Annotated in this window: 20 protein-coding genes; 10 read left to right on the forward strand and 10 right to left on the reverse strand. The window is 44.3% G+C overall.

The features are described from left to right. Positions 1-218: 218 nt before the first annotated feature. Complete coding sequence (locus tag ACEYV4_RS04550; RefSeq protein WP_373842222.1) at positions 219-1,166, forward strand: LysM peptidoglycan-binding domain-containing protein; 948 nt, start codon at positions 219-221, stop codon at positions 1,164-1,166. A gap of 133 nt (positions 1,167-1,299) precedes the next feature. Then, the gene (locus ACEYV4_RS04555; protein WP_373842223.1) at positions 1,300-1,620 is read left to right on the forward strand and encodes an ArsR/SmtB family transcription factor; all 321 of its coding nucleotides are present in this window, start codon (positions 1,300-1,302) and stop codon (positions 1,618-1,620) included. Between the two features lie 51 nt (positions 1,621-1,671). Here ACEYV4_RS04555 and ACEYV4_RS04560 read toward each other — a convergent pair whose 3' ends face one another. The 4 genes from ACEYV4_RS04560 to ACEYV4_RS04575 all read right to left on the reverse strand — a co-directional run bounded on the left by ACEYV4_RS04560 (position 1,672) and on the right by ACEYV4_RS04575 (position 5,924). After that, positions 1,672-1,905: a hypothetical protein gene (locus tag ACEYV4_RS04560; RefSeq protein ID WP_373842224.1), complete on the reverse strand. Its 234-nt coding sequence runs from the start codon at positions 1,903-1,905 to the stop codon at positions 1,672-1,674. A 180-nt stretch (positions 1,906-2,085) separates the two neighbouring features. Beyond that, on the reverse strand, positions 2,086-4,065 hold the full coding sequence (locus ACEYV4_RS04565; protein ID WP_373842225.1) for an ATP-binding cassette domain-containing protein: 1,980 nt from the start codon (positions 4,063-4,065) through the stop codon (positions 2,086-2,088). 100 nt (positions 4,066-4,165) lie between these two features. Continuing rightward, the gene (locus tag ACEYV4_RS04570) at positions 4,166-4,837 is read right to left on the reverse strand and encodes an ABC transporter ATP-binding protein (RefSeq protein ID WP_373842226.1); all 672 of its coding nucleotides are present in this window, start codon (positions 4,835-4,837) and stop codon (positions 4,166-4,168) included. Positions 4,838-4,853: 16 nt separating this feature from the next. Then, complete coding sequence (locus tag ACEYV4_RS04575; RefSeq protein ID WP_373842227.1) at positions 4,854-5,924, reverse strand: ABC transporter permease; 1,071 nt, start codon at positions 5,922-5,924, stop codon at positions 4,854-4,856. Positions 5,925-6,096: 172 nt separating this feature from the next. Here ACEYV4_RS04575 and ACEYV4_RS04580 point away from each other — a divergent pair, with 172 nt between their 5' ends. The 4 genes from ACEYV4_RS04580 (at position 6,097) to thrS (ending at position 13,861) form a co-directional block, all read left to right on the forward strand. Then, positions 6,097-9,012 (forward strand): LTA synthase family protein, encoded by a 2,916-nt coding sequence (locus ACEYV4_RS04580; protein WP_373842228.1) that lies wholly within the window; start codon positions 6,097-6,099, stop codon positions 9,010-9,012. Between the two features lie 252 nt (positions 9,013-9,264). After that, the gene (locus tag ACEYV4_RS04585; protein WP_373842229.1) at positions 9,265-10,857 is read left to right on the forward strand and encodes an Nramp family divalent metal transporter; all 1,593 of its coding nucleotides are present in this window, start codon (positions 9,265-9,267) and stop codon (positions 10,855-10,857) included. A gap of 128 nt (positions 10,858-10,985) precedes the next feature. After that, a complete protein-coding gene (locus ACEYV4_RS04590) occupies positions 10,986-11,726 on the forward strand; it encodes a hypothetical protein (protein ID WP_373842230.1) in 741 nt (246 codons plus the stop codon). Positions 11,727-12,055: 329 nt separating this feature from the next. Then, positions 12,056-13,861, forward strand: a complete 1,806-nt coding sequence (gene thrS, locus ACEYV4_RS04595) for a threonine--tRNA ligase (protein ID WP_373842231.1) — start codon at positions 12,056-12,058, stop codon at positions 13,859-13,861. Positions 13,862-13,934: 73 nt separating this feature from the next. Here thrS and ACEYV4_RS04600 read toward each other — a convergent pair whose 3' ends face one another. Both ACEYV4_RS04600 and ACEYV4_RS04605 read right to left on the reverse strand, forming a co-directional pair. Next, positions 13,935-15,179, reverse strand: coding sequence for an MFS transporter (locus ACEYV4_RS04600; protein WP_373842232.1), 1,245 nt, complete (start codon positions 15,177-15,179; stop codon positions 13,935-13,937). 9 nt (positions 15,180-15,188) lie between these two features. Then, positions 15,189-16,481, reverse strand: a complete 1,293-nt coding sequence (locus tag ACEYV4_RS04605) for an ectonucleotide pyrophosphatase/phosphodiesterase (protein WP_373842233.1) — start codon at positions 16,479-16,481, stop codon at positions 15,189-15,191. Between the two features lie 194 nt (positions 16,482-16,675). Here ACEYV4_RS04605 and ACEYV4_RS04610 point away from each other — a divergent pair, with 194 nt between their 5' ends. The 4 genes from ACEYV4_RS04610 (at position 16,676) to ACEYV4_RS04625 (ending at position 22,357) form a co-directional block, all read left to right on the forward strand. Then, the gene (locus ACEYV4_RS04610) at positions 16,676-18,010 is read left to right on the forward strand and encodes an APC family permease (protein ID WP_373842234.1); all 1,335 of its coding nucleotides are present in this window, start codon (positions 16,676-16,678) and stop codon (positions 18,008-18,010) included. A gap of 15 nt (positions 18,011-18,025) precedes the next feature. Next, the gene (locus ACEYV4_RS04615; RefSeq protein WP_373842235.1) at positions 18,026-19,381 is read left to right on the forward strand and encodes an APC family permease; all 1,356 of its coding nucleotides are present in this window, start codon (positions 18,026-18,028) and stop codon (positions 19,379-19,381) included. Between the two features lie 108 nt (positions 19,382-19,489). Beyond that, positions 19,490-20,920, forward strand: a complete 1,431-nt coding sequence (locus tag ACEYV4_RS04620) for a C69 family dipeptidase (RefSeq protein ID WP_373842236.1) — start codon at positions 19,490-19,492, stop codon at positions 20,918-20,920. A 168-nt stretch (positions 20,921-21,088) separates the two neighbouring features. Beyond that, complete coding sequence (locus ACEYV4_RS04625; RefSeq protein ID WP_373842237.1) at positions 21,089-22,357, forward strand: MFS transporter; 1,269 nt, start codon at positions 21,089-21,091, stop codon at positions 22,355-22,357. A gap of 60 nt (positions 22,358-22,417) precedes the next feature. Here ACEYV4_RS04625 and ACEYV4_RS04630 read toward each other — a convergent pair whose 3' ends face one another. The 4 genes from ACEYV4_RS04630 to ACEYV4_RS04645 all read right to left on the reverse strand — a co-directional run. After that, positions 22,418-23,590: a mandelate racemase/muconate lactonizing enzyme family protein gene (locus tag ACEYV4_RS04630; protein WP_373842238.1), complete on the reverse strand. Its 1,173-nt coding sequence runs from the start codon at positions 23,588-23,590 to the stop codon at positions 22,418-22,420. Next, entirely contained in the window at positions 23,571-24,929 is a 1,359-nt protein-coding gene (locus tag ACEYV4_RS04635; protein WP_373842239.1) for an MFS transporter, read from the reverse strand. The genes ACEYV4_RS04630 and ACEYV4_RS04635 overlap by 20 nt, the downstream gene beginning before the upstream one ends. Before the next feature lie 174 nt (positions 24,930-25,103). Further along, positions 25,104-25,529: an OsmC family protein gene (locus ACEYV4_RS04640; RefSeq protein ID WP_373842240.1), complete on the reverse strand. Its 426-nt coding sequence runs from the start codon at positions 25,527-25,529 to the stop codon at positions 25,104-25,106. A 19-nt stretch (positions 25,530-25,548) separates the two neighbouring features. Continuing rightward, positions 25,549-25,770: OsmC family protein (locus ACEYV4_RS04645; protein WP_373842241.1), on the reverse strand; the 222-nt coding region annotated here is incomplete at its 5' end.

Consider the following 25,770-nt stretch of genomic DNA (forward strand, 5'->3'; position numbering starts at 1 on the left):
GGCGAGCTGATACAGAACAACAAATAGGTGATTGGACTAATTGGTTATTCTATGAAGCTTTAAAAAAGGGTACATACTAAAATGGCGAACGGAATTGCTGACGGCATCGTTAGCACCTGTTTATTAGCAACTTCCGCTCCAAAAATTATTGTTCCAGCAATGAACAATTTAACAACCTCTTCGGAATCAAGGGATCTTATAATGGTCATTCCGTTAGTATGCAAACTCGAGAAGTCTTTGGTGGCCAAAGCGTCTATATCAACGATCAGTTCCGTGCCTATGACAATAACTCCGAATCTGTTGAAGATCACGGTAATTTCTTAGCTAGCAACCAACGTTACCACAACCTTATCGGTGATACTAACTATGCTTCTGTGGCCAATAAGTTACGCCAAGATGGCTACGCGACTGATCCCCGTTATGCCAACTCATTAATTAACCTGGTTCAAGCTTACAACCTTACTCAATTAGACGCCGTTGCTCTTTCCGGTAAGGCCGTAATCAATAGTGATAACAGCGGTCGGTACACTAATGCATCGACCAACACTAGCAAAAATCAAAGCACCAATGGCAATACCAACTACTATACCGTTCAACGGGGCGACACTTTGTCCGGTATCGCTGGTCGCTTTGCAACGACGGTCAACACCCTGGCTAATCTAAATGGTATTCACAATGTTAACCATATTTACGTTGGCCAGCAGCTGTTAATTCATCAAGTGGCGACTACTAGTCAGCACAATCAGGCACCAGTTAAAAGCAACAGCAACCAACCAGTGAAACAATCAACTACCACTACGACTACTTATACCGTTCAACGTGGTGACACTTTGTCCGGTATCGCTGGTCGCTTTGCAACAACAGTCAACACTCTGGCTAACCTGAATGGTATTCACAATGTTAACCGGATCTACGTTGGCCAACATTTAACCGTTCGTCAAGCTGCTCCAGTGCATCAACAGACTCCAGTCACAACCAATAGTAATCACCAATCAACAAATCAACCAACTAATACAAAGGTTGTTAATACTACTTACACGGTTCAACACGGTGACACTTTATCTGGCATTGCTGCACAATATGGCATTAGTTGGCGAACACTAGCCGCTAAGAACCATTTGCAAAATCCAAATATCATTTTCGTTGGTCAACAACTAACATTATAATTATTAGCATAAGCAAAGAAGTAAAGCGTTAATAAAGCACTTTGCTTTTTTTATTTTAAAACCTTAAAATAAAAGATAACCTTATTTATGTTACTGCTTAACAGCAACGGAATAATAGAAAGTATGTGATTTTATGCCAGTTCGTAGTGTAAATGCGGTTCCTCACCTTACGGAAGTTAGCCACCTATTCAAGATTCTGGGCAATCCTAAACGACTTCAATTACTTTATCTATTAATTCAGCATTCAATGAGCGTCTCAGAAATCAGTCAGGCCCTTCATTGGGAACAATCTGGTGTATCACACCAACTTCAACTACTTCGCAAATATAAGTTAGTACAACAACGACGAAAGGGTAAAGTTGTAATCTACCATCTCGAAAACCCCCAAGTAATGGTGCTAATCGCCGATGTTCTTAGCCACGCCGAACAAATTGTCACTAATAAGGAAAAATAAAAGCAAGGATGACATCATCCTTGCTTTTATTTTAATCAAGTTCACTCACTATTAAACAAATTTTAACTGAAACTGCTCTTTGTTCATTATATCATCGACCGTCAATTGTTCACCATCGTGGAATTGGTTCTGGTCTAAGAAAAATTCTGGATGTGCATGACCGTAAAACCGAAAATCATATAGCGGTGCTGAATCGTTATTTTCGACCTCCATGACGCCCTGTGAACGGTCAGAGCAACTAACTGTCTGTGTTTTGTCATTATCATGAACATATACCGTCGTCACACCTAACACCTCCAAAGATTATTATACACCATTTTTGGTACACCTAATTATTTTTTATATCAATCAAGCACTTATTATACTAATTATTGCTTTATGATTAATAGGCTGGAGGATTATGACATCAAGCCGTTCAACGAAATAAAATCTAAACAGCGTAATCCATGAATGGTTTTTAGTGAACTACTCGGCCGCTAAGGCATCAATTGGATTCAGATTAGCCGCTCGCCGTGCCGGTAAAAGAGCCGCAATAAAGGAGATTACGATGGCAACTACAAAGGCAAAAATAATGTTACCACTGGTGATCTGGACGATATTATATTTAATCAAGCCGTATAAAGCATGGTTCAAAATCAAGGTGACCACAATAGCAATTACTACGGCCAATACCGCAGAAAAAAGCCCAATTAAAATAGATTCAGAGGTAAATAATCTGCGAATATCCCGTTTTTGTTCACCTAGCGCACGCAAGATGCCAATTTCTTTAGTTCGTTCAGAAACCGACATATACATCGTTACAATGATCATTAATGCAGATACCAATAATGAGATTCCAGCAATTGCCGCCAATACGGTTGACGCTAAGTGAACATAAGTATTAACCGTCTTCAAAATGGACCCTACCGTAATAGCACCCATGATTCGTTGATGGTTAGTATCACGAAGGTTGTCAATCCGATTAGCAACCGGTTCAACCTCATTCAGGTTCTTAACCAGGGCTGAGGCAAAGTTAGCCTTCACCTCTCCACCACCTTTTTTGATAAGGTGACGCATGGTTGTCATGTTCAGCGCAGTTGACGCACTCGGTCCATCCGCAATACCGCTAACTCGCACATCACTCTCAATTTGGATTGGTTTCTCAGTGCGGTCAACCCAAGTAAAGGTTAAATGAATAGTCTTCCCTATCAGCTGGCGATACTTTTGCGGACTAGTCAGTTGAATTGCCTGCTGTTTAGTCAACAGGATTTCACCATGACCCGGTCGGTGGCCACATTTAACCGCATTGCTAGTCACCGAATGGCTCCAAGTAGTTAAACTAGTACCGCTCTGCTGCATCCCCCGGTACATTAGCCGAAAGCTGGGCACCATTATGCCAGCTTCCACTGAGGCAATTCCTTTTACCTTTCCCAGTCGATCGATATTATGTTGGCTAATAAACATCGATTGGGGATCTGCCGCCATGTTTTGCATCGAAGCCCGTAATTGATCTTGACTTAATTTCTTGCCACTTGGGTTTTTAAACACCGTTACTGCCCGCGGATTAGCCAAAGAATTAATTTGATTTTGAATATAGCCATTAATACCGTTGCCCAATCCGCTAAATAAAATAACGGCAAAAATACCGATCGCCGTTCCTAACATGATCAGCGAATTGCGCCAAAAGTTGTACATCAAATGCTTAAAAGCAGTTCGATAGCTAGCAATTGCCGGCAAGGTTCGCGCCACAATTCGGGTTGGGTGGTTAGGTAGTGAATAAGCCGGCCGTAGCCGTTCGTCACCATCAATTATTCCATTTGCCAAGTGAACAACCCGAGTCCCGTGATCAGCCACCTCTTGGGAATGGGTTACGGCGATCACCAATTTGCCATCCTTAGCAATGCTATCCAATAATTTTAAAACTTCCTGGGTATTTTGGGCATCTAAGGCCCCCGTTGGTTCATCGGCAATAATAATTTGGGGATCGCTAGCTAGTGCACGGGCAATTGCTACTCGCTGCTTCTGGCCACCAGAAAGATGGTTGGGATGCTTAGCTACCTGATCTGCAAGGCCAACCTGGTCAAGCAGCTTCAATGCCCGCTTTCGACGAGCTTCTCGGTCCAAGGTGGTCATATCAAGAGCAATTAAAACATTATCCAAAACTGTTAGGTGCGAAATCAAGTTATAGGATTGATAAATATAACCAATTGTGGACCGACGATAATTATCCAGCTGTCTAGCCTGGTGATGGTCGAGCAATTGGCCATTGACCAATACTTCTCCCGTAAAATTACGATCTAGGCCACCAATAATGTTCATCAGTGTTGATTTGCCACCCCCTGACTCACCAAGGATTGAAACAAATTCACCACGATTAAAGCGGAGACTAATTCCCTTCAAAACGGGAAATGCTTTTTTATCCAGGTAGTATGACTTCTGGATATTTTTTAATTCCAAAAAGGCCATCGTTTTCTCCTTTATTTGCTAAATTCATTTTAATTATAGCAAGCCTTTCTCTCATAAGGCTGACCATTTTCAAAATTAGCCAGCATTTCCCGGGAAATATTCATTGCGCTCGTAATTTTCCATCCAACAATTGATAGGTATGATCAGCAAACCGTCTTAACCGGAGATCATGGGTAACAACGATTACGGCTTTATGGTGGTTTTTGGCCATTTTCTGTAATATTTTCCCAACAACCTGGACCCGGTCGCTATCGAGGGCTGCTGTTGGTTCATCTGCTAAAATGATTTGTGGATCCGTGTACAGTGCTCGAGCTAGGGCTACTCGTTGGTTTTGTCCACCAGATAGTTCTCCTGGAAAATGGTTTAAGAGATTATCAATTCCTAATTCCTTTAAAAGCTGTAACAATGCTTTTTTTGACAAATTACCTTGCCTTTTGACTCGATCGACTAGCTTAAACTGGTCCGCCACGTTTAGGTAGGGTAAGAGATTATAGGATTGTAGGATAAAACCAATCGTCGTTAAACGTAGCCGATCCCGCTGTTTAGCCGACATTTCTGCTAGATTTTGACCATCAATTTGTACTTTCCCACTGTCGGCCGTCTGTAAGCCACCGATAATTGTTAAGAGGGTACTCTTCCCTGAACCAGACGGTCCCAAGATCAAGCTTAGTTCGCCCTGATCCGCACTAAAGTTAATATTGTGGAGCACCGAAACTCGGTTGAGACCAGCGCCAAAGGCTTTATTAACATGTTGTAATTCAATTACTGCCATTTAATATTCTCCTCTTTCAATTATTCAATGCCACAATCGGATCAATCTTAAGAATCATTCGAATCGGCAATAACGCCCCAAGCATTCCTAAAACGATTAAAATCAAGCCACTACTAAGGATTACCGGCCAATTCATCAAGATTGGTACCGTTGTTGGCATTAACACCTGCGTAAGGTAAGTCAGAACAATACCACTAACCACCCCGACCAACATCAAAATGACAGCCTGGGCCAAAGTAGCATTGACCAGGTGCTTAGCGGGGATTCCTTGAGCACGTAGCACGGCATAGTTAGCCATTTTTTGCATTGTTAGGATATAGAGGAACACCGCAATAATAACCAATGAAATCACCATTAAAAAGCCAATCATAAAGGTAAACGTGTTGTTCTGAGCGGTATAACCAGGCAACTTATTGATAAATTTCGAGGCCGTTAAGCGTTCTAATTGTGGAAAGGCTGTGGATTTAAAATTCCGGTCGCTAATAACACCACCACCAATAAACTGGTTGCCAACCCCACGTAACTGCTGCCAGGTGACCAGACTGGTATAAACGACTGGAGCAACATTTAATTTAGCGTTTTTAACAAAGCCCACTATGTGATAAGCTTGGTGGCCACCATTCAACCGTACCTGGTCACCAAGATGATACCCCTGGTCACGTAATCCTTCATCCACTACGACCTGGTGGTTAGTCCGGGCTAGGTGCCCTGCCGCCACCTTAAGACGCTTGCGAGCTATAAACTGCCGCTTATCTAAACCAATCACCTGGGTATTTTGCTTGTAGCGATGCTTGCCATGTACACGTGTCAATACCGCTGGAGTTTGACCAACTAATGCCTCATGGCGATTCAGCTTTGAAGGCAACTGATCGGCAGTAAGCAATGACTGCCCCAGGTTGCCATTAGCACTCTTATTGAGGAAAACCGTTCGCGTCCCCCAAGAATTAATAGCCGCTTTGTTTTCATTTGCCAGTCCAAGCATCATCCCCATCAAAATAAACATTAGGTAACTAATCATTACAATCATCACAGTAATCAACGCGTACCGGAATTTTTCATGCCTAATTTCCTTTAATGCCAAAAACATTATTACCACTTGCTTTCATTGATTTTATCGCTGCTTTATTTAATAGTGACATTGTGTCACTGCTTATTTTATGTGCAACAGTGACACGATGTCAACTCAGCCGTATTCTTATTTCCAACAATCTGCGGTATACTGGGTTATTGTGACGGACTAAGTTAGGAGATTTTAACTGATGAAACAACTTCGTACCTGGTGGCCTTTTACTTTTTTAACCTGGGGTTGGATAATTAATACCATTCTTTGGTTACCCCAACTGGGCTATGGACATTATGAGGTCAACAACTGGTCGATGGTGGCCTTACAAATTTTACATAGTGCCACGATTATTTTATTTTTGATGTGCCTATTAATAATTGGCGATGTTCTCAGTTGGCACCACCATTCACTAGCCACCGTAATCAAGATGTGGCTTTATACCGTTGGCTTAGTATTAACCATATTATTAATTAATTGGTTAGGCTTTAACCATTTCAACTACCATTATTTATATCAAGCCCTGTTGCCGATCAGTCGCAACCTGGCACCAGTCGCTACGGCAATCATCATTGCCACCCTTATTTTACCTTGGCTTCAGCATCAACTACGGCCACGGCTAAGGGCCAGCCTGCTCATTCTATTGGCACCGCTAGCCATTACTACCATCTTTAATAATGACGCTTTTGGCCTCTTACACGGCAATTCGGTCAGCTTTTACCTACTTATCATGACGATTGGTAGCCTAATCGGCCGACATCCGTTCGACAAACGTCAAGTTAGCAAATGGTTACTAATTGCATTAGGCATTAATCTCTTGTTGGTCGTTTTAATGCCTAATGCCTCTTTTCAGGTTCATGGAACCATGGTGACTGCTAACCGTTTTACCACTCCCACCTCACTACCAATGGTTGGGGTAGCAATCGGCTGTTATTTGCTCTTCCGTCATTCATTTACGTGTTTTGCTGACCACTTGCGTTTCCCTCATTATTTCCTACTGAGTTTGGCAATTCTGTTCGGCGATCCAGTCATTATTAACGAACTTGGTCGCCTAGCTAAATTAACCACAGCCTGGCCCTTGCAACTACTGATTCTCATCGTTTATGGCCTGGTCAGCTTAGTCATTGCCGCTTACGCTCCTTTAATTGCTCGAAAGATCCAACAGCCGTGGCGGCTCAGTCAGCGCATCCAACACCGTTGCGCTACTGATCCCGCACTAACACCTGACCAGCGATTATCACAACTCGGACACCAATTGGCTGCTTGGTTCATGACTCAGTGGCCGGCTGGATTAGCCTTACTTCTAGCCTATGGCTGTGCCGATTTATCAATCTATTACATGGGCAACCAGACCCATTTTGTCAAGCAATCGATGCTTTGGTTCACGGCTATTTTGATTTTTCTTACCTTTAAAGCTCTCCAAGCACTGACTAACCGTTATTGGCTAGCATTATTGTTGACGGGGCTCTTCAATGCTATCTGGATCGTTGCCAATATTCAAAAGATGAACCTACGTAACGAACCAATTCTGCCGTCTGAACTGCCTATGGTCGGTGACCTAGACAGTCTTCTCAAAATGATTGACTACCATCTTCTAATCTACGCGGGAATCGGGATCATCATCGTTGTTATCGCCATCATCTTCTTGGAACGATGGCGACGGGTCCAACGCTTGACCTGGCCATGGCGAATTTTCTGGTTTGCCCTCACCATCTGTGTTTTCGGTAGTGCTGCTTTCTGGAATCACCATGATTCACGGATGCAAACATTAATAACCGGTCTCGATGACCAACCTCACTTTATCCACCAGGCAGTTGGTGCCAAGCAAAACGGCCCAACGGTTCAATTCTTAAACAATGTTGATATCACCATCATGAACCGTCCTGATGGTTATTCACGGGCAGCGATGAAACGGATCAGCCATAAATATAGTCAAGTTGCTCAGCGGATTAATGTCCACCGGACCAATCAACTCCGAGATCAAACCGTTATCTTTAACCTCAGCGAAAGCTTTGCCAATCCTGACCGGGTCCCCGGTGTCTCCTTAAGAGCTAACCCGATTCCTAGGATCGAACGCATTAAAAGGCAAACCACTTCTGGAATAATGATCAGCTCCGGCTATGGTGGAGGAACTGCTGACATGGAATATATGACCTTAACCGGTTTTGCCATGTGCAATTTTGCGCAGACCCTTTCCACACCGTATACTCAATTGGTTCCATACTTGAAACACAACCCGACAATTGTCCAAAGCTTTAATTATGCGGCGGCCATCCACCCTTATTCTAAGAAATTCTATGACCGGGGTACTGATTATCCAAAGTTTGGCTTTAATAAGTTTTCTTATCTTGGCAGCAAAAAGTACCCGATTCGCCACCAAATGAAGATTGACGATAATACCTACTTATCGGACCAAACGGCTTATGCCAATACCTTTGACCAACTACAGTCTCACCATGGCCCACAATTCATCAACTTGGTCACAATGCAGAACCACTTGCCATATAACAACCTTTATAGTGACCGCAAGACCGACCATTTCAAGGCCACGGTTGGGGATGGCACTAATCCTGAACAGGTTGCCAACTATGCGGTCGGTATTCACTATACCGATAAAGCAGTCACCCAATTCATTAAGAAAATTGATCATATTGACCGACCAATTACGCTTGTTTTCTACGGCGACCATTTACCAGGTATTTATCGAAACAGCATGAAGAAAGACGGCCTTAAGCTTCACGAAACCGACTACTTCATCTATTCCAACCCAGCTGCGCGGCGTCAAGGTGCTAAGCGGTTAACTCGCTCTACCCACTATGTCGGGCCTAATGACTTCATCGCCATGGCCGCCGAACAAACTAATTCCAAGGTTACTCCTTACCAGGCAATGCTGACGCAGCTTTACCACCAGCTGCCGGCTTACGCACTTAGTACCCAGCAAAACGGAACTAACAGTTTTAATTCTGCCCCTGAGTACGTTAACCAAAACGGTAAGGTTGTTGCTTATCATTCCTTCAACCACCAGCAAAGGGAACTTTGGCATGATTACCAGCTAGTCCAATACGATATCACGGCTGGTCATCACTACTTGTTGCATACCAATATGATGAAATGAATTTACTTCCTACTAGTACTTCAGTTACTGGTGGGATTTTTAATTTTTAAAATTATTTAAATCTTTTTTGAAACCGGTTCAACCCCAATAACCACCACTCTTATTCATTAAAATTTGCCCTTCAAAGGCCGTCAGAACGGCAATTTTAAGTTGCAATATATTAATTTTTATGTTAGCCTAACAAAGTATTCGAATTAAGTTAATTTTGGTTGTTAACTAAAATGACAAAATAAGAAGAAAGGTGGATTTGGCGTGGATAACACAAAAAATCAACACCGTAAGCACCACTTGATTGAGTATGCTAACGGGAAGTCTCTAGAAGAAATTAATGGTAGCATTGAAGTTCCTAAAGGAAAAGGGTTCTGGCGAACGTTATTTGCCTACTCTGGTCCTGGTGCACTAGTTGCCGTCGGTTATATGGATCCTGGTAACTGGGCAACCTCAATCACTGGTGGACAAAGCTTCCAATATACCCTAATGACTACTATCTTGATTTCAAGTTTAATCGCAATGTTGCTTCAATACATGGCGGCTAAACTTGGAATTGTGAGTCAAATGGACCTTGCTCAGGCAACACGAGCACGGACCGGTAAAGCATTAGGGATTATTCTTTGGATAATGACCGAATTAGCTATCATGGCTACCGATATTGCTGAAGTTATTGGAGCGGCAATTGCCTTAAACCTCCTTTTTCACATTCCGTTGATTCCATCCGTGTTCATCACGGTACTGGATGTTTTGGTATTATTGCTGTTAACAAAGATTGGCTTTCGGAAAATCGAAGCCATTGTTGCTTGTCTGATCCTGGTAATTCTGTTCGTCTTTGCTTACCAGGTAGCACTATCACACCCTGATTGGGGAAGTGCTTTTCTTGGATTGGTACCTTCAGCTAAAGCAATCGCTAACCACCCAACAATCGGTGGAATTACCCCACTGAGCGGTTCACTAGGGATCATCGGGGCGACGGTTATGCCACACAACTTGTATCTGCACTCCGCTATTTCACAGACCCGGAAGATCAACCATGATGATCTCGATAGTATTCGGCAGACGGTTCGGTTTACCGCATGGGATTCTAACATCCAACTGTCATTAGCCTTTGTTGTTAATGCTCTTCTGCTAATCATGGGAGTAGCCGTTTTCAAGTATGGTGCCGTTAAGGATAGTTCCTTCTTCGGCCTTTACGATGCTTTGAATAACACCTCGATGCTTTCCAATCCTATTCTGATTTCAGTTGCTAAATCCGGGATACTTTCCACATTGTTTGCGGTTGCCTTATTAGCTTCTGGACAGAATTCCACTATTACCGGGACCTTAACTGGTCAGGTCATCATGGAAGGCTTCATTCACATGAAAATGCCACTTTGGGCACGGCGCTTAGTTACCCGTTTAATCTCCGTCATCCCAGTACTGCTTTGTGTTGCTGGTACTTCTGGTGAATCCGTCATTCGACAGCACGAAGCATTAAATATGTTGATGGAAAATTCGCAGGTCTTTCTAGCCTTTGCCCTACCATTCTCAATGTTGCCGTTATTAATGATGACTAACAGTAAAGTTGAAATGGGTGAATTTAAGAATAGTGGCTGGGTCAAATTCTTTGGCTGGCTATCTGTTATTGCTCTGACCTTCTTAAACCTCTACAACTTACCTTCTACCTACGAAGGATTCGGTGTTTGGTCTAAGGGTACTGCGGATATCTTAGCTTACATCACTATTATTATTATCTTAATCTTGTTAGCTTGGACTTGTGCTGAACTTTATCACGGTGACAAGCGTTTTGCCGCTGAAGGAAATGGCTTTGGTCAACATGAAAAGCACCTAAAGGGTTACCACAAGAAAGATTAACTTTATTAACAACTACCTAACTCAAAAAGGAAATCGGCATTATACCGGTTCCTTTTTTTATTTTCAAATACTTAGACCATGATATAATATGTTCCTGTAGTATTATCGTTCCAGATGAGGTGAACACATTGAATAACGATCAAGGCAAAAATAAAAAACAATTAACCCGGGTGGAACTGTACGATACTCCTAAGCCCGGTGACAAGAAAAGGAAAAAACGATCTTCTATTTTTGATAACCTAAAGCGTAAAGAGAAGATCGACGAACAAAAATACACCAAGAAGGCCAAGAGTCAACATATTAAGCCACGGCCGCGAAAGCCGAAGAAATTTCACCAACCACATAAGAAAGGGGGGCACCGTACTTTCAAAGCCCTCCTAGCTACCCTACTTGCTATTTTATTAGTGATGATCATTATCTTTGTGGTCAAACAACAAAATCCGGTTAATACCAGTAATGATGATGAGACAACGGTCTCGACCAGTTCTGTCAAAAGAAAACGGCACAGTAGTCACAAGAAGCATCATAAGAAGCACCACGAGGCTTCCACCACTAATGATAACGATTCTACTGGTGGTAATGTTTCCGATACTTACTCTTCTACGACTCCAAGTGCAAGTCATTCAACAACTACTACAACTAACCAGCCTAGTCGCCAGACATCCACTCCTTCAAACAATAATCGCCAGAGTACAACTACCACCACGACACAACAACCATCACGATCCAATGGTGGTGGCAACAATAATCAATCAACGTCCACTCAGCAATCCACTCACCAGCAGTCGCAATCGCAACAGTCGACACAACAAACCCAATCCCACGCGGGAGGTAATCAACAAATACCTGCTCAACCAACAAATAGATAGAATTTAAGTAAAAGGGGTTGTCAAGTTCAACGATCGTGCTATAATCAAAGGCAATCAAAGGATATGCATGATGTTAATCCTCTACTAGGGAGTCGGTGCCTTGGCTGGAAGTACCGTTGAGGTTTTGATGTCACTGTACCACCTTATTAAGATTATTGGCCGAAATAAGGCCGATCGGGTCGTGCCCGTTACCACACCATAGAGAGAATGTTTAAAGTGCATTCTGAAGATGGGTGGAACCACGCTAACTATTGATAATTAACGTCCCTAATGCTTACAAGGTGTAAGTGTTAGGGACGTTTTTAATTTTTATAAGGGAGAGGATACATATGGCTCAAGTTGCAGTTATGTCCCCGGATGGATCAGTTAAAAAGATCGATCGGGATTCAAAAGAAGGTTTACAAGCATTACGGAAATTATCCGCACTGATGCTTAAGGCCGCATTAAAGCAAGAATTTAAAGGAATTCGACTTGGTGAAGCCGTTGCCGATGATGATGGTTTCCACGTTGATTCTGACAAGGATAACCAACAGGTTTCTGCTGATGAATTACCAGCATTGGAAGATGTTATCAAGGGCTTAGCCAAGGATAGCGCTAAGGTAACGTTTGTAGAAGTTGCCTTGGATGATGCCCTAGCAGAAGTCAAGAATGACCAATACTCCACCGCCTTAATCAAGGAAGCTGCCAAGGATGGTAAGGTTGCTATGTACCAACTTGGTGACGCCAAGTCTGTCGCTGACCAAGACGTCTTGGTTTACGCCGACGTTGTTAAGAACATCAAGCTGTTATCTGTTGCCGGTGCTTATTGGAAGGGGATGTCTTCCAACCCAATGTTGCAACGGATTTACGGAACGGTCTTCTTCAAGAAAGATGCCCTGGCTGATGATCTGAAAAAGCGTCAAGAAGCTCGTGAACGTGACCACCGGGTTATCGGTAACCAGCTTGACCTCTTCTTTGTTGATCCTAAGGTTGGTGCCGGCCTACCATACTGGATGCCAAAGGGTGCCACTATTCGGCGAACAATTGAACGTTATATCATCGACCGTGAAGTTGCCGACGGTTACCAACACGTCTACACTCCTGTGCTGATGAACCTGGACGCCTACAAGACTTCTGGTCACTGGGCACACTATCGTGATGACATGTTCCCACCAATGGACATGGGTGACGGCGAAATGCTTGAACTACGGCCAATGAACTGCCCTAGCCACATTCAAATTTATAAGCACCACATCCGTTCTTATCGTGACCTGCCACTCCGGATCGCCGAGCTGGGAATGATGCACCGTTACGAAAAGTCTGGTGCCCTGTCTGGTCTGCAGCGGGTTCGTGAAATGACCTTGAACGATGGCCACACCTTTGTTGCCCTCGACCAGATCCGAAGTGAATTTGCTAAGATTTTGAAGCTGATCATGTCCGTTTACAAGGACTTTGACATTACCGACTACAGCTTCCGTTTATCCCTGCGTGACCCAAAGAACACCAAGAAGTACTATGCCAATGATGAGATGTGGGAACGGTCTCAGAAGCTGCTGAAGGCTGCCATGGATGACCTGCACCTCGACTACTATGAAGCTGAAGGTGAAGCGGCCTTCTATGGTCCAAAGCTAGACATTCAGACCAAGACTGCACTGGGCAACGAAGAAACCATGTCCACCATTCAGCTAGACTTCATGCTACCTGACCGCTTCGGCTTAACCTATGTTGGCAAGGACGGTAAGGAACACATGCCAGTCATGATTCACCGTGGGGTTGTTGGCACCATGGAACGGTTTGTTGCTTACCTGACTGAAATTTACAAGGGTGCCTTCCCAACCTGGTTAGCTCCTGAACAAGTTCACATCATCCCAGTTAACGAAGATGCTCACGGTGCCTACGCCGACGAACTTGCTAAGAAACTAAAGGCTGCCAAGATCCGGGTCGTGGTTGACCACCGGAACGAGAAGATGGGTTACAAGATTCGTGAAGCTCAAACCCAAAAGGTTCCATACACCCTGGTTGTCGGCGATGACGAAATGAAGAGTAACGGCGTTTCTGTCCGGAAGTATGGCGAAAAGGCTCAAAACGAAATGAGTCAAGACGACTTCATGAACGAAATCCTAGCCGACATTGCTTCCTACTCTCGTAAAAACTAATTCTTAAACATTTAAAAAATGCGTCTGTAAGCGTTAAAAACTTACAGACGCATTTTTATTTTAAGTTTTAATTTTATTGGTCAACTAACCGGGGTAAAATCAAGAAAATGATTAAGCCCAAGCCAAACAGAATTGCCAACGAAGCAATCCCAATCGTCGATCGTTTCGTCCATTGAGTTACCACTCCGACAATTACTGGGCCTAAAATTGCTGAAAACTTACCGAGAATATTATAAAAGCCAAAGAATTCACTACTTGACTCTTTTGGTACCAACTGGCCAAAGTAGGAACGACTGAGCGCCTGAATTCCTCCCTGACTAGTCCCAATCAGGATTGCCAAGAACCAAAAATCGAAAAGGCTAGTCAGTCGCAATGCATACAAGCAAATGAAAAGATAGACAATAATTCCTGTTAACAGGGCAACCCGGTTCGAAGTTCGCCGGGCAAACCAACCATAAAGTAAAGAAAATGGAAAGGCAATCAATTGAACTACCAACAAGACTAGCATCAACATGGTTGTATTGACACCCATATCCTTGCCAATCGATGTTGCCATGGTAAAGATCGTGTCTACACCATCAATATAAAAGAAATAGGCAATTAAGAACCAAGTAATCCGTCGATAGCGTTTGATGTGACGAAAAGTTTGGGCCAAGCGACGAAAGCTATCCTTTAATGGGTTGCTGACTGCCGGAACACTATATCTTTGGTAGCCATGCCGCAATAATGGCCAACCAAAGATAATCCACCAAACGGCCGCGACAACAAAACTAAACTTAGCGATCCCGTAACCATTCAACAAACCGCCAAAGCCCTTGGTTAATTGAGCCGCTAGGAAAACAATAAAAGCCAGGACTCCACCAAGATAGCCCATTCCATAACCAGTTGAAGAAACCAGGTCCATCTGATGGTCAGTCGCCACATCGGTTAGAAAGCTATCATAAAAAAGATTGCCACCCGAATAACCAATAATTGTCAAAATAAATAAGATCAACAGCCAAACCCAATGCTGGCTCGCAACCAGTGCTAGTCCAAGTGTCAAAATAATTGCTGGCCAGGTAAAGACATTCAGCCAGCGTCGCTTAGCATTTGGATAATCTGCTAAGGCCCCCAATAGTGGTGCTAATAAAGACACTATTAAGGTTCCAAAACTGTTAGCATAACCCCAAAAGGCAGTCGAATTAGCTGCGCTGACACCGGCTTGGTGAGCCACTGCTTTAAAATAAACGGGTAAAACGGCCGTTACCACCAAAATCCCGTAACCAGAATTAGCCCAATCATAGAAGATCCATTGCCATTGTTGTTTTGTAAACTTCACAAATCCCCCTCACTTTCTGAAAACACCGGTAATCGCCTGACCGGCCGTTGGTGCTGGATAATGCAAACCCAATAATCGAGCAAATGTTGGTCCTTCATCAACCAAATGAGCACCATCAACTGTGGCACCAGCCTGGATATCCGGCCCGGCAAAAACGGCTGTGGTAAAGTAGCCGGGTTGGTTAGGCCCGTACCCATGAACACCATGATAACGATCATGAGTGCCAATTGATGTTGGATCAACATTTTCCACAACTGCTGGCCGGTTAACCTCATCGGTAAAGTAATAGCCGGGTTGAGCCTCAACCAAAAAGGTACATTGGGGATCGGCACCTAATTTAACAGCATCGGCACCATCATAAATGTGTTCGACCCCTTCTACACCAGCAATCAATTGTTTTAACTGGCCTAAATTAATGTTCCCACGAGTATAAACGTAAGTCTCACCGTCACAGGTCTTTGCCGTTACCCGCCAATTATTTCGGTAAGTAGGCTTCCCGGCTAATGGTGACAACCAACCATGCTGGGCAAAAATCATGTTTAAATGAATCATCTTTCGAACATTAATCTGGTAATGGTCACCCAACAAGACAAAATTAGTATGCTTAAAGGTTCCCGCCATCTTTGTTGCGCGAATAAGTCGAGCTACCCGGCCATCCAAGCGCTGTAGTGCCTGCTTAGCCTCCCGGGAGCGAACCCCATAATGATGACGCATGCTATCCATATCAACTAAGTGAATTAGGGTCAGGTCGGGGCGCTTGTTCTCTAAAGTATCAACTGCACAGGCGGTGATGAAGTCATCCAGCCACGGCTGTTTGATTCCATGGCGCAGTTTACCATAACGGTGATTCATCTGTAACAGGAAATACGGTGAACTTGCTTTCAAAGAAACCAACACTTGGTTTGTCCAAATCCGGTTAGGAAAAATTTCCGCAAGGTTATAATCGATCTTACTTCCCGCGGTTACTGGCCACAGGAAGGCCGCCGTGGTCATCCCAGCCTGATGAGCAACATCATAGAGAGGCATTGCCTGAATATCTTTCCGGTACCAGTACCAATCTGGTGACAGTCGTCGAGGCTGCAACTTAGTATTATTCACAATTCCATGGACTGCTGGGTATTGTCCAGTAATAATGGAAGTGTGGGACGGATAGGTTAAAGTTGGAAAAATTCCCCGCACACGCTTCACCCAAGTTCCCGCATTTATTACCCGGGAAATATTGGGGACTAAGTCACGCAATTCGTTCAGATCACGATAGCCGAGCGAATCAAGTGAGATAACTACTAATTTATTTTGGGTCATGATTCATCTACTTCCTACTAATTTTTAATAACTATACAAGCCCTATTTTACGATTAATTTGTCCGTCATGGTAATCATAATTTGCAATTCTTCAATTTTGCTATTAATTTAGCAAAAGACAAATTATAATAAAAGAGTTGTTCTGCGTTATCTGTTGAGCTTATCAACAGATTAACAAAATAATATGCAAGGAAGTGAATATTTTGACACAGCAGCCCACCCGGTCGTTAGGTTTCTTTGCGGCTCTATCAACCGTCACCGGCACCGTCATTGGTTCGGGAATCTTCTTCAAGGTCCCCGCCGTTGTCAAAGCAACCGGCTCCGTTAGCCTAGCCACCTTCACCTGGTTATTAGCTGGCATCATCACTATTTGTGCCGGGTTAACCGCGGCTGAATTAGCAGCTGCTTATCCTCAAACCGGAGGACTTACTCTTTATATCGGTAAAGCCTATGGTAATTTATGGGGATTCTTAGCTGGTTGGGCACAATCGCTCATCTATTTTCCTGCTCAATGGGCGGCCGCGGCAATTGCTTTTGCTACACAATTCGTTGGCCTTTTTGGTCTTAGTGATCACTGGCTACCGCTCATCGGCATTGCCGTTACCTTTTTCGTACTCGCAACCAATTTTATTAGTGCTAAGGCCGGTGGATGGGTTTCATCAGTTGCCTTAGTTGTGAAGCTCGTTCCCATTGTGGCCATTGTCGCTCTCGGCTTTACTCACCCTGGTGATCCCCAGTTTTGTCTCTTTCCCGTAACGGCAGGAGCAGGGCATCATTTTTGGACAGCACTCGGTAGCGGCCTGTTAGCAACCATGTTTGCATACGATGGCTGGATCCACGTGGGCACAATGGCCGGAGAAATGAAGAACCCACAAAAGCACCTTCCCCGAGCTATCTTCCTTGGCCTGGGTCTGGTTACCATTGTTTATTTGCTGATCAACCTTGTTTTCCTCTATGTAGCGCCATTAACAACCGTCGCCCAAGATTTAAACATCTCGTCCATGGTTGCCCACATCGTCTTTGGCCCCCTCGGTGGTAAAATCATTACGGTCGGAATCATGGTTTCAGTTTACGGAGCCCTGAATGGCTTTACTATGACAGGAATTCGGGTTCCTTATGTCATGGGATACCTTGGCTACCTGCCATTCAGTCGTGCTTTTCGTTCTTTAAATCGCGGTGGGGTCCCCATGGTAGGTGGCATACTTCAGTTTATCGTGGCAACCTTGATGATCCTATCGGGGACCTTTGACACCATCACTAATATGCTCGTCGTAGTCATCTGGTTTTTCTACTTGTTGTGTTTCGCTGCGGTCTTCGTTCTACGACGACATAATCCGACACTGGTTCGACCATACCGAGTCCCCGGCTATCCGCTAATTCCAATCATCGCAATGGTGGGTGGCATCTTTATCATCGTCACTACTGTCCTCACCCAGCCAATAATTACCTTCATTGGGGTATTGGTTACTCTGGCCGGGTTACCAATTTATTACTATCAAAAATCCCATCACCATTTCAACCAACTTTAAAGGAGATTTTTAGCTGTGAACAATCATCTCAAAAAAGTTGAACATAAAAAAACACTTGGCCTCTTTGACCTTGCCATTCTTGGCATCGGCGCAATCATTGGAACTGGAATCCTGGTCCTAACGGGAATCGTGGCGGCTGAAGATGCTGGCCCAGCAATCGTTTTTTCTTTTTTGATTGCTGCCTTGGCCAGTGGCCTGATTGGTCTCTGCTATGCCGAACTGACTACTAGTTTGCCTAACTCCGGAAGTGCCTTTTTCTATGCTTGGGTGGCAATCGGCAAGTTCGTCGCCTTTCTTGCTGGTTGGACCTTAATTGGAGTCTATGTAACCACCACGGCCACCGTGGCTAATGGTTGGACCGGTTATGTCCAATCTTTTCTCGAAGTTCTGGGCGTCAAATTACCCCACCAGTTCTTAGTAAACCCGACAGCAGGCGGTTATATTAACCTTCCGGCAGTCTTGATGATCCTACTGATGACCATTGTCTTAACTCGGGGAACCAGTGAAAGTAAATGGGTCAATAACTTTCTAGTCGGGGTCAAGCTCTTCATCATCCTTCTTTTCATTGTCGTCAGTGTTTGGCACGTTAACCCAGCTAACTGGCACCCGTTCCTTCCTTACGGTTATCGAGGAATTTTTACCGGCGCCTCGGCGGTCTTCTTTTCCTTCCTCGGCTTTGATGCTTTAGCAACCTCAGCCGAGGACGCTAAGGATGTCGGCCACACGATTCCCCGTGCAATCGTACTTTGTTTGACCATTTCCACCGCTCTTTACATCTTAGTCAGCCTAGTCATGACCGGTGTCCTTTCCTATAAGAAACTCAACGTCTCTGAGGCAATGTCCTACGTCTTACTCAGTCAAGGCCATAATTACGTGGCCGAAATTGTCTCTTTAGGAGCGGTCCTTGGAATCATGGCCGTGGTCTTCGCCTTCATTTACGCCGGATCTAACATTCTCAAATCAATGAGCCGCAGTCGGTTTCTACCAAAGGGGCTCTCAATCGTGAATACTAAGACCCAAAGTCCTAACCGGGCCATTTGGCTGGTTGGCCTAGCCGCAGCAGCCTTTGCCGGCGAATTTAACCTTCACTACCTGGCTCTGATTGCTAACATTGGTTCTTTGATGGTCTTTACGTTGATTTCTTTGATCGTAATCATTCTGCGTTACCGTTATCCAGAATTGAAGCGGCCGTTCATGGTTCCTCATGGCAAAATCTTGCCATTACTCTCGATCATTATCTGCATCGTTCTCCTCGCCAACATTTCACTTAAAGCCTGGTTAACTTATCTGGCTTGGATTGCCTGCGGTCTGATCGTTTACTACTGCTACTCTCTGCGCCATGCTGACGAATTCAACTTTACTGAAGAATAAATATAAACACCTGTCTACATTCTGGACGGGTGTTTTACATATTCTCTTGTAGAAAGTGTAAAATGGAATTAATAATAAACTATTAACACTAGGAAAGGAAATGGTTAAATGACACGTTTCAGAACTTCCGCTTGCACTTCCATTATGGTTGGCAAGGGAGCCACGATTGATGGTTCAACCTTTATCTCCCGGAATGAGGACCGGATCAAGGCTATCGAACCCAAACGTTTCCTCGTCCGTCCAGCCGTCCATGACCGTCACGCTACTTACGTTTCGGCTTATAACAATTTAACGGTTCCACTGCCCGAAAATGGTCTTCGCTACACCGCCACCCCGTCCGTCGACCAATCTGCGGGGCCAAATGAAGAAGATGGTTTCAACTCAGCTAATGTTGGCGAAAGCGCTACTGAAAGTGTCTATGCTAATGATCGGGTTTTAGCCTATGATCCCTTCATTAAAAACGGCCTAGCCGAAGATTCAATGACTACCCTAGTCCTGCCTTATATTCATTCTGCCCGTGAAGGAGTTCAGCGGCTTGGTAAGCTAGTTGCCAAGTATGGTTCTGCCGAGGGCAACGGAGTCCAGTTCATTGACCAAAATGAGGTTTGGTACATGGAAATTGCCACGGGACATCACTGGGTTGCCGTCCGCATCCCTGACGATTGCTATGCAGTGGCAGCTAATCAGATTGCTATCGAACAAATTGACTTCAATGACCCCGCTAACTACATGTGTTCAAAGAATATTCGTCAATTTGTCAGTGAGCACCACCTCAATCCTGATAAGGATCAGTGGAACTTCCGCCATATTTTCGGCACCAATACTAAGCAGGATCATCATTACAACACTCCACGGGTTTGGTTTGCCCAACGTTACCTCAGTCCTCAGGCCAGTGCAAACCAAACGCCTGAATCACCAAATCTGCCGTTTATCCGCAAACCCGAACGGCAAATTTCAGTAGAAGACATCCAGTACTTGTTGAAATCACATTATAACGAGACCAAGTATGATCCCTTAGGTGAAGGTAGCGCTCATGACAAGCGTGTCTACCGGTCAATTGCCCTTTCGCGGACCGCCCAGTCACACATTTTACAGATGCGTAACAACGTTGACCCTAAGTACGCTGCTATCCAATGGATTGAATTTGGGGTCCCTACCTTCTGTGCCTACACGCCATTCTTTGCTAACGCCGATGACACAGACGTCTCCTATCGTCAGGTGCCTGCTAAAATGAAACTCAAGAGTGCCTATTGGTTAAATGAGGCCCTTGCCATGGTGGTAGAAAGCCATTACCGTGAGTTTGCCGAAGATGACCAGGCTTTTCAAAAGGGCTTAAACGAATGGTCCCGGCGTAAAATTGCTGCGGTCGATGCTAAAGCTCAGCAGCTGACTGGGACTCAATTAACCACCTACTTAACTGGTCAAAACCATAAGATTGCCAAACACTACCATAAGAAGACTAAGCAATTGCTTTTTAAGCTGTTGACGGCTGGAACGGAACTATCTAAATTAACCTTTAAGATGGATCCAAATTTATAAATCTAAACCAATACTCTGTGCAAAAAGAATGCACAGAGTATTTTATTATTTTATTTTGATAAACGTTTGACAAATTGTCCAAAAGCGCTTACACTTCTCACCGTAAAGCAAAGTTTTTAATTTAACAAAAGTGGATCTGCTAGTTAAAACGAAAGGATGCTAAATAGCATGAAAAAGAAAAGTCTATTCAAGAACCCCTTTTATCGGTTCGATTCATTAAACATTCTCCTCTTCTTTACGGCCTGGGGAATTTGGTGGTCATTCTTCCAAATTTGGTTAACCAACACATTGGGCTTCTCCGGTGCTCAGGTGGGGACCATTTACTCATTTAACTCCGCCATCACCTTGGTCTTAATGTTTGTTTATGGTGCCGTTCAAGACCGCCTTGGCCTAAAGCGATACCTGTTAATCTTCTGTGCCGTCTTGGAAATGCTGCTGGGTCCATTTTTCACCTGGGTCTATGCGCCATTGCTCCATCACCAGTTTTATCTAGGTACAATTTTAGGAGCATTTTACCTGTCTTTTGCCTTTCTAGCTGCTTCACCAACCTTCGAAGCGGTTACTGAACGAATTAGTCGGCGTTACCGTTTTGAATATGGTCAAGCCCGTTCATGGGGATCCTTTGGTTATGCCGTTTCTGCCCTGCTGGCTGGTTTTCTTTTTACTATCAGTCCCTACCTTGTTTTCTGGCTCTCATCCGGAATTGCCTTAGTTCTCTTGCTGATGCTGCTCTTCTACCATCCCGAAAAGAATCCCAAGATGATTGAGCTTTATGAAAACAAGCTTGAAAACAATAAAGAAAAGAGCACTGCTTCACTAAAAGAAATCTTTGGTGTCTTCAAGATGAAAGCTCTTTGGGAAATCGTGGTTTATATCATCTTCTCCTGGACTTTCTACACCGTCTTTGACCAGCAGATGTTTCCACAATTCTTTACTCAATTCTTTGCAACAAAGGCTCTTGGCCAGCAAATGTATGGTATCTTAAACTCCGTCGAAGTCTTCCTGGAAGCCATCATGATGGCCTGTGTGCCATGGCTGATGAAAAAGATTGGGGTTCGAAAGACATTGTTGGTCGGTATTACAATCATGGTTATCCGGATTGGTGGTTGTGGACTGGTTACGAACCCACTTGGTGTTTCCTGCATTAAGCTGCTCCACGCCCCTGAAACGGCTTGCTTTGCCCTCGGACTGTTTCGTTACTTCACCCTCCACTTTGACACCAAGGTCTCCGCAACCCTTTACATGGTTGGTTATCAGATTGCCGCTCAGGTTGGTCAGATTATCTTCTCCACTCCACTTGGTGATCTGCGGGACCACATTGGCTACAGTCATACTTTCTTGGTTATCTCAGGAATCACCCTGATCGCCGGGATCTATGCAAACTTCATTTTGAAGAAGGATAACGTTGACGTCAATGGTCAGCCGCTCAGCAAATAACTTATAAAGTATCTAAAAATAAAAGGCTGAAAGAGGGATTTCCCTTTCAGCCTTTTATTTTTACTTCACCGTGATTACCCGACTATTCCTAAATGCCGTGGCCGAAAGCTCATTACCGATCCCGGGACGATCCGGTACTGTCAATTGACCACCTTCTGGCTCATAATCATACTTTGTCAACGCCAACATTTTCGGCATCGCCGTATTAACGTTATACTCGTGAATAACAAAATTAGGCAAGGTCGCTTCCAAATTCAAGGAAACTGCCGTCATTAAATTACTACCAGTGATGTGGATTTGAACGCCGATATCAGAAATTGCCGCGAGGTCACAAATCTTCTTGACCTCAGTCACTCCACCGGCAGTTCCGATGTCCGGCTGGGCAACCTGAATGGCTCTCTGATCAAAGGCCCGCTTAAAATCCCAGCGAGAATATAAGCGTTCCCCGGAAGCTATTGGTAGATCGGTTTCTTGATGGACGGTAGCCAAGAGTTGAGGATCCGGCTTGACCGGTTCTTCATAATATAACGGCGAATATTGTTTAGCTAGTTGGCCAAAGCGGATGGCTGCCAGTTTCCCAGTCAACGCGTGGTTCTCCAATATCAAATCACCATCAGGGCCAAGCACTTGCCGGACAGCTTGGAGGCGACGCTGGGCTAAGTTTAAGTAATCACTGGTTAAGAAGTCCTCCTGGTCAGCATGGTTAACTGGCTGACCATTTTCGTCGAAAGTCAAAAAGTTAATTTTAACTGCATCGAAGCCCTTCTTGACCGCGATCCGGGTATTAGCCGCATAGTCCGCCGGTTGGCCAGCATGGTGGCGACCAACACCCCAGCCCATTTGCAACTGACTCGCATAAGCCCGCACCCGGCGGCGTTGTTCACCACCTAATAATTCGTGTAGGGGAGCATGATAATACTTACCCTTAATATCCCACAACGCAATATCAAAAGCCGAAATAGCACCAAAGATGACTGGCCCGGCGTTTAAGCCGAAGAAACTCTGGCGATACAATTTTTCCCAGATGACTTCGTGTTCTAACGGATTCATCCCAATCAATAATGGTGCCAAATCGCGCATTTCAGCAAACGCAGCGTGGCTAACGGCGCCATAGGAAAGAGCAACTTCACCATCCCCATACAAACCGGTATCAGTATAAATTCGACAAAACGATGGTCGCCAGCCATTCTCCACCGGTGCGCTATACAATAAATCAATTTTCTTTATTCTCACGATTCTTACCCCCTAACGTCATTACTAACGTTCCTAAAACGACTAAATCCATCAGCATAAACATACTAAACGCCCAAACAAAGCCCAGTCGCCCCGGGGCAAGTAACAAAAGCAGGGTTAACAAAGCCGTGCCGAGGCTCCCCAGTAATTGACGGGTCACTGTAATAATGGTGATCCCGTGAGCCACTAATGCCGATGGTAGGAAAGTTGTTCCTTGGGTGGTAGCCGGCATCATCACTAAACCGGTGCCGATTGCGGTCAAGCAACTAATCGTAATTAATTTGACACTTGTTAAGCTATGATTCTCAACAACAAATAATAGAAAACTACCAGTAAGGATTACCATTCCCACCATCATCACGGTCCCGTTGCCCAACCAGTCTGTCAGTCGACTAGTTGCCAGGTTAACGAGTACCAAAACCAGTGCCGGAACTAGCAGGGCAAGGCTGACCTTCAGTCCCCGTTCCAGCAAAATCTGACGATAAAACAACGGCAGTAGAACCGTTAACCCTACTAGTGATGAATAGGCCACACCGGATAGCAATAGACAGAGGTCAAACCGGCCATAACGCAGGGCCCTAATCTGCAGTAACGGCCGCGTGCTATGTAATTGTCGCCAGAAAAATGCTACCAACAACAGCAGACTGACTACGAACACCATTAGTAAGGGAACAAGCCGTCCTGACCATGACGTGTTCAGTAGGTACAATAGGCCAAAGATACCTAAAGAATAAATGATTGATCGCCAATCAAACGGCCGTCGTTGCACCGGTACCACATTAGTTACCCAACGAAAACTGCCAAGACTAATTATGATTGTGATCACCACCAAGAGGCAATAAAAGGTCCGCCAATTAATGACGGTTAGCGCTAATTCGGCAATTGCCGGTCCCCCGACAATTGCCAGGCTCATCACCGCACCGGCAATTCCCATCACCGTTTCCTGAGCAGGACCAGTTGTAATTACCAGGAGAGCAGATTGGTAAAGGGGAAACATTGCCCCTAACGCCACTGCTTCCAGCACTCGGCCAACTAAGGCCAGAAAATATCGGGGGGATAATGCCAGCAAAAGCGTTCCCACCATAAAACATGCAAGCAGTAGCAAAATCAGCCTATGAAAACCAATCCGGTTAAATAACCACGGGCTAACTAACATGCTCAGGCACATTACCAGGAGGAAAACGGTTGTCAACCATTCAACCTGAGCGAACGAGACGTGCCAAGCTGCCATCAAGGTAGTAGTGACCGGCGATAACGCCAACATACTCAGGGCCATTACGAAAGTGGCAATAGACAGTACTAGGATGAAAGCCCCACGATGTAATTTCCTTTTTCCCATCAAAATTACCCTCCTATTACTAAAGATCATCCCTAAGCTTAAATAATTGCTAACAGCAAGTGAACATTTTCAAAAACGTTTAAGTTACTAAAGATTTTTTGAGGAAGCCAACATTTTTAAAACAAAACACCCTCTCCCTTAAGCACATTGAAAAGGGAAAGAGTATCATTTCAACTATTCAGCTTGCACATCTTTAAAAACAATCGGAACCGTATTCGCCAGGTTATCTCGCACTGGGCAGGTATTTTCCATAAATTCAACGAACTTCTTAGCTTCTGCCTTAGAATTTGGCGTTTGAAAATGAACTGTCATGTGGATAGCATCTAAGCCCGGACGAGTGGAGTCAGTATTTTTTTGCCCTTCAAGTGCAATATAGAAGGATGTATAGTCAAAGTGCTGCTTACGTTTAAAGCTACCAGCAACGATCGATTCACAAGCACCCAAGGCCGCTAAGATTGCCTCTGCTGGCTGCATTCCTTCTTCGTATCCATTGTCACGTCCCGTGAGATCATAATTAATCGTAAAGTCACGGACTTGTGCTTGGTAGATATCTGGTGTATCCGTACTAGTAACGGTTGATTTATAAGTTGTAATTGCCATCTCGGTTAGCCTCTTTTCATTAATCCAGAATTACATTATCAACGGTAATCTCAATGCCATTAGCTAAATTATCGAGGATCGGTGTCTGCTTTTTAACTTCCTCCGCAAAGGCAGCACAGTCCTTTTGAGAAGCGTTAGTCTTAAAAGTCATTGTCACCCGAATTTCTTGGAAACCATTTCGAATCTTTGCATTACCCATGAAGCCCCGGGGATCAAGGTCACCTTCAAGATTAATGGTTAA

Source organism: Limosilactobacillus sp. (genome assembly GCF_041859915.1).
Classification (GTDB): Bacteria; Bacillota; Bacilli; order Lactobacillales; family Lactobacillaceae; genus Limosilactobacillus.

Coding starts and splice junctions, on each gene's coding strand:
- ACEYV4_RS04550 (WP_373842222.1), top strand. CDS start 219: ATGCAAACTCGAGAAGTCTTTGGTGGCCAAAGCGTCTATATCAACGAT.
- ACEYV4_RS04555 (WP_373842223.1), top strand. CDS start 1,300: ATGCCAGTTCGTAGTGTAAATGCGGTTCCTCACCTTACGGAAGTTAGC.
- ACEYV4_RS04565 (WP_373842225.1), bottom strand. CDS start 4,065: ATGGCCTTTTTGGAATTAAAAAATATCCAGAAGTCATACTACCTGGAT.
- ACEYV4_RS04570 (WP_373842226.1), bottom strand. CDS start 4,837: ATGGCAGTAATTGAATTACAACATGTTAATAAAGCCTTTGGCGCTGGT.
- ACEYV4_RS04575 (WP_373842227.1), bottom strand. CDS start 5,924: ATGTTTTTGGCATTAAAGGAAATTAGGCATGAAAAATTCCGGTACGCG.
- ACEYV4_RS04580 (WP_373842228.1), top strand. CDS start 6,097: ATGAAACAACTTCGTACCTGGTGGCCTTTTACTTTTTTAACCTGGGGT.
- thrS (WP_373842231.1), top strand. CDS start 12,056: ATGGCTCAAGTTGCAGTTATGTCCCCGGATGGATCAGTTAAAAAGATC.
- ACEYV4_RS04605 (WP_373842233.1), bottom strand. CDS start 16,481: ATGACCCAAAATAAATTAGTAGTTATCTCACTTGATTCGCTCGGCTAT.
- ACEYV4_RS04620 (WP_373842236.1), top strand. CDS start 19,490: ATGACACGTTTCAGAACTTCCGCTTGCACTTCCATTATGGTTGGCAAG.
- ACEYV4_RS04625 (WP_373842237.1), top strand. CDS start 21,089: ATGAAAAAGAAAAGTCTATTCAAGAACCCCTTTTATCGGTTCGATTCA.
- ACEYV4_RS04635 (WP_373842239.1), bottom strand. CDS start 24,929: ATGGGAAAAAGGAAATTACATCGTGGGGCTTTCATCCTAGTACTGTCT.
- ACEYV4_RS04640 (WP_373842240.1), bottom strand. CDS start 25,529: ATGGCAATTACAACTTATAAATCAACCGTTACTAGTACGGATACACCA.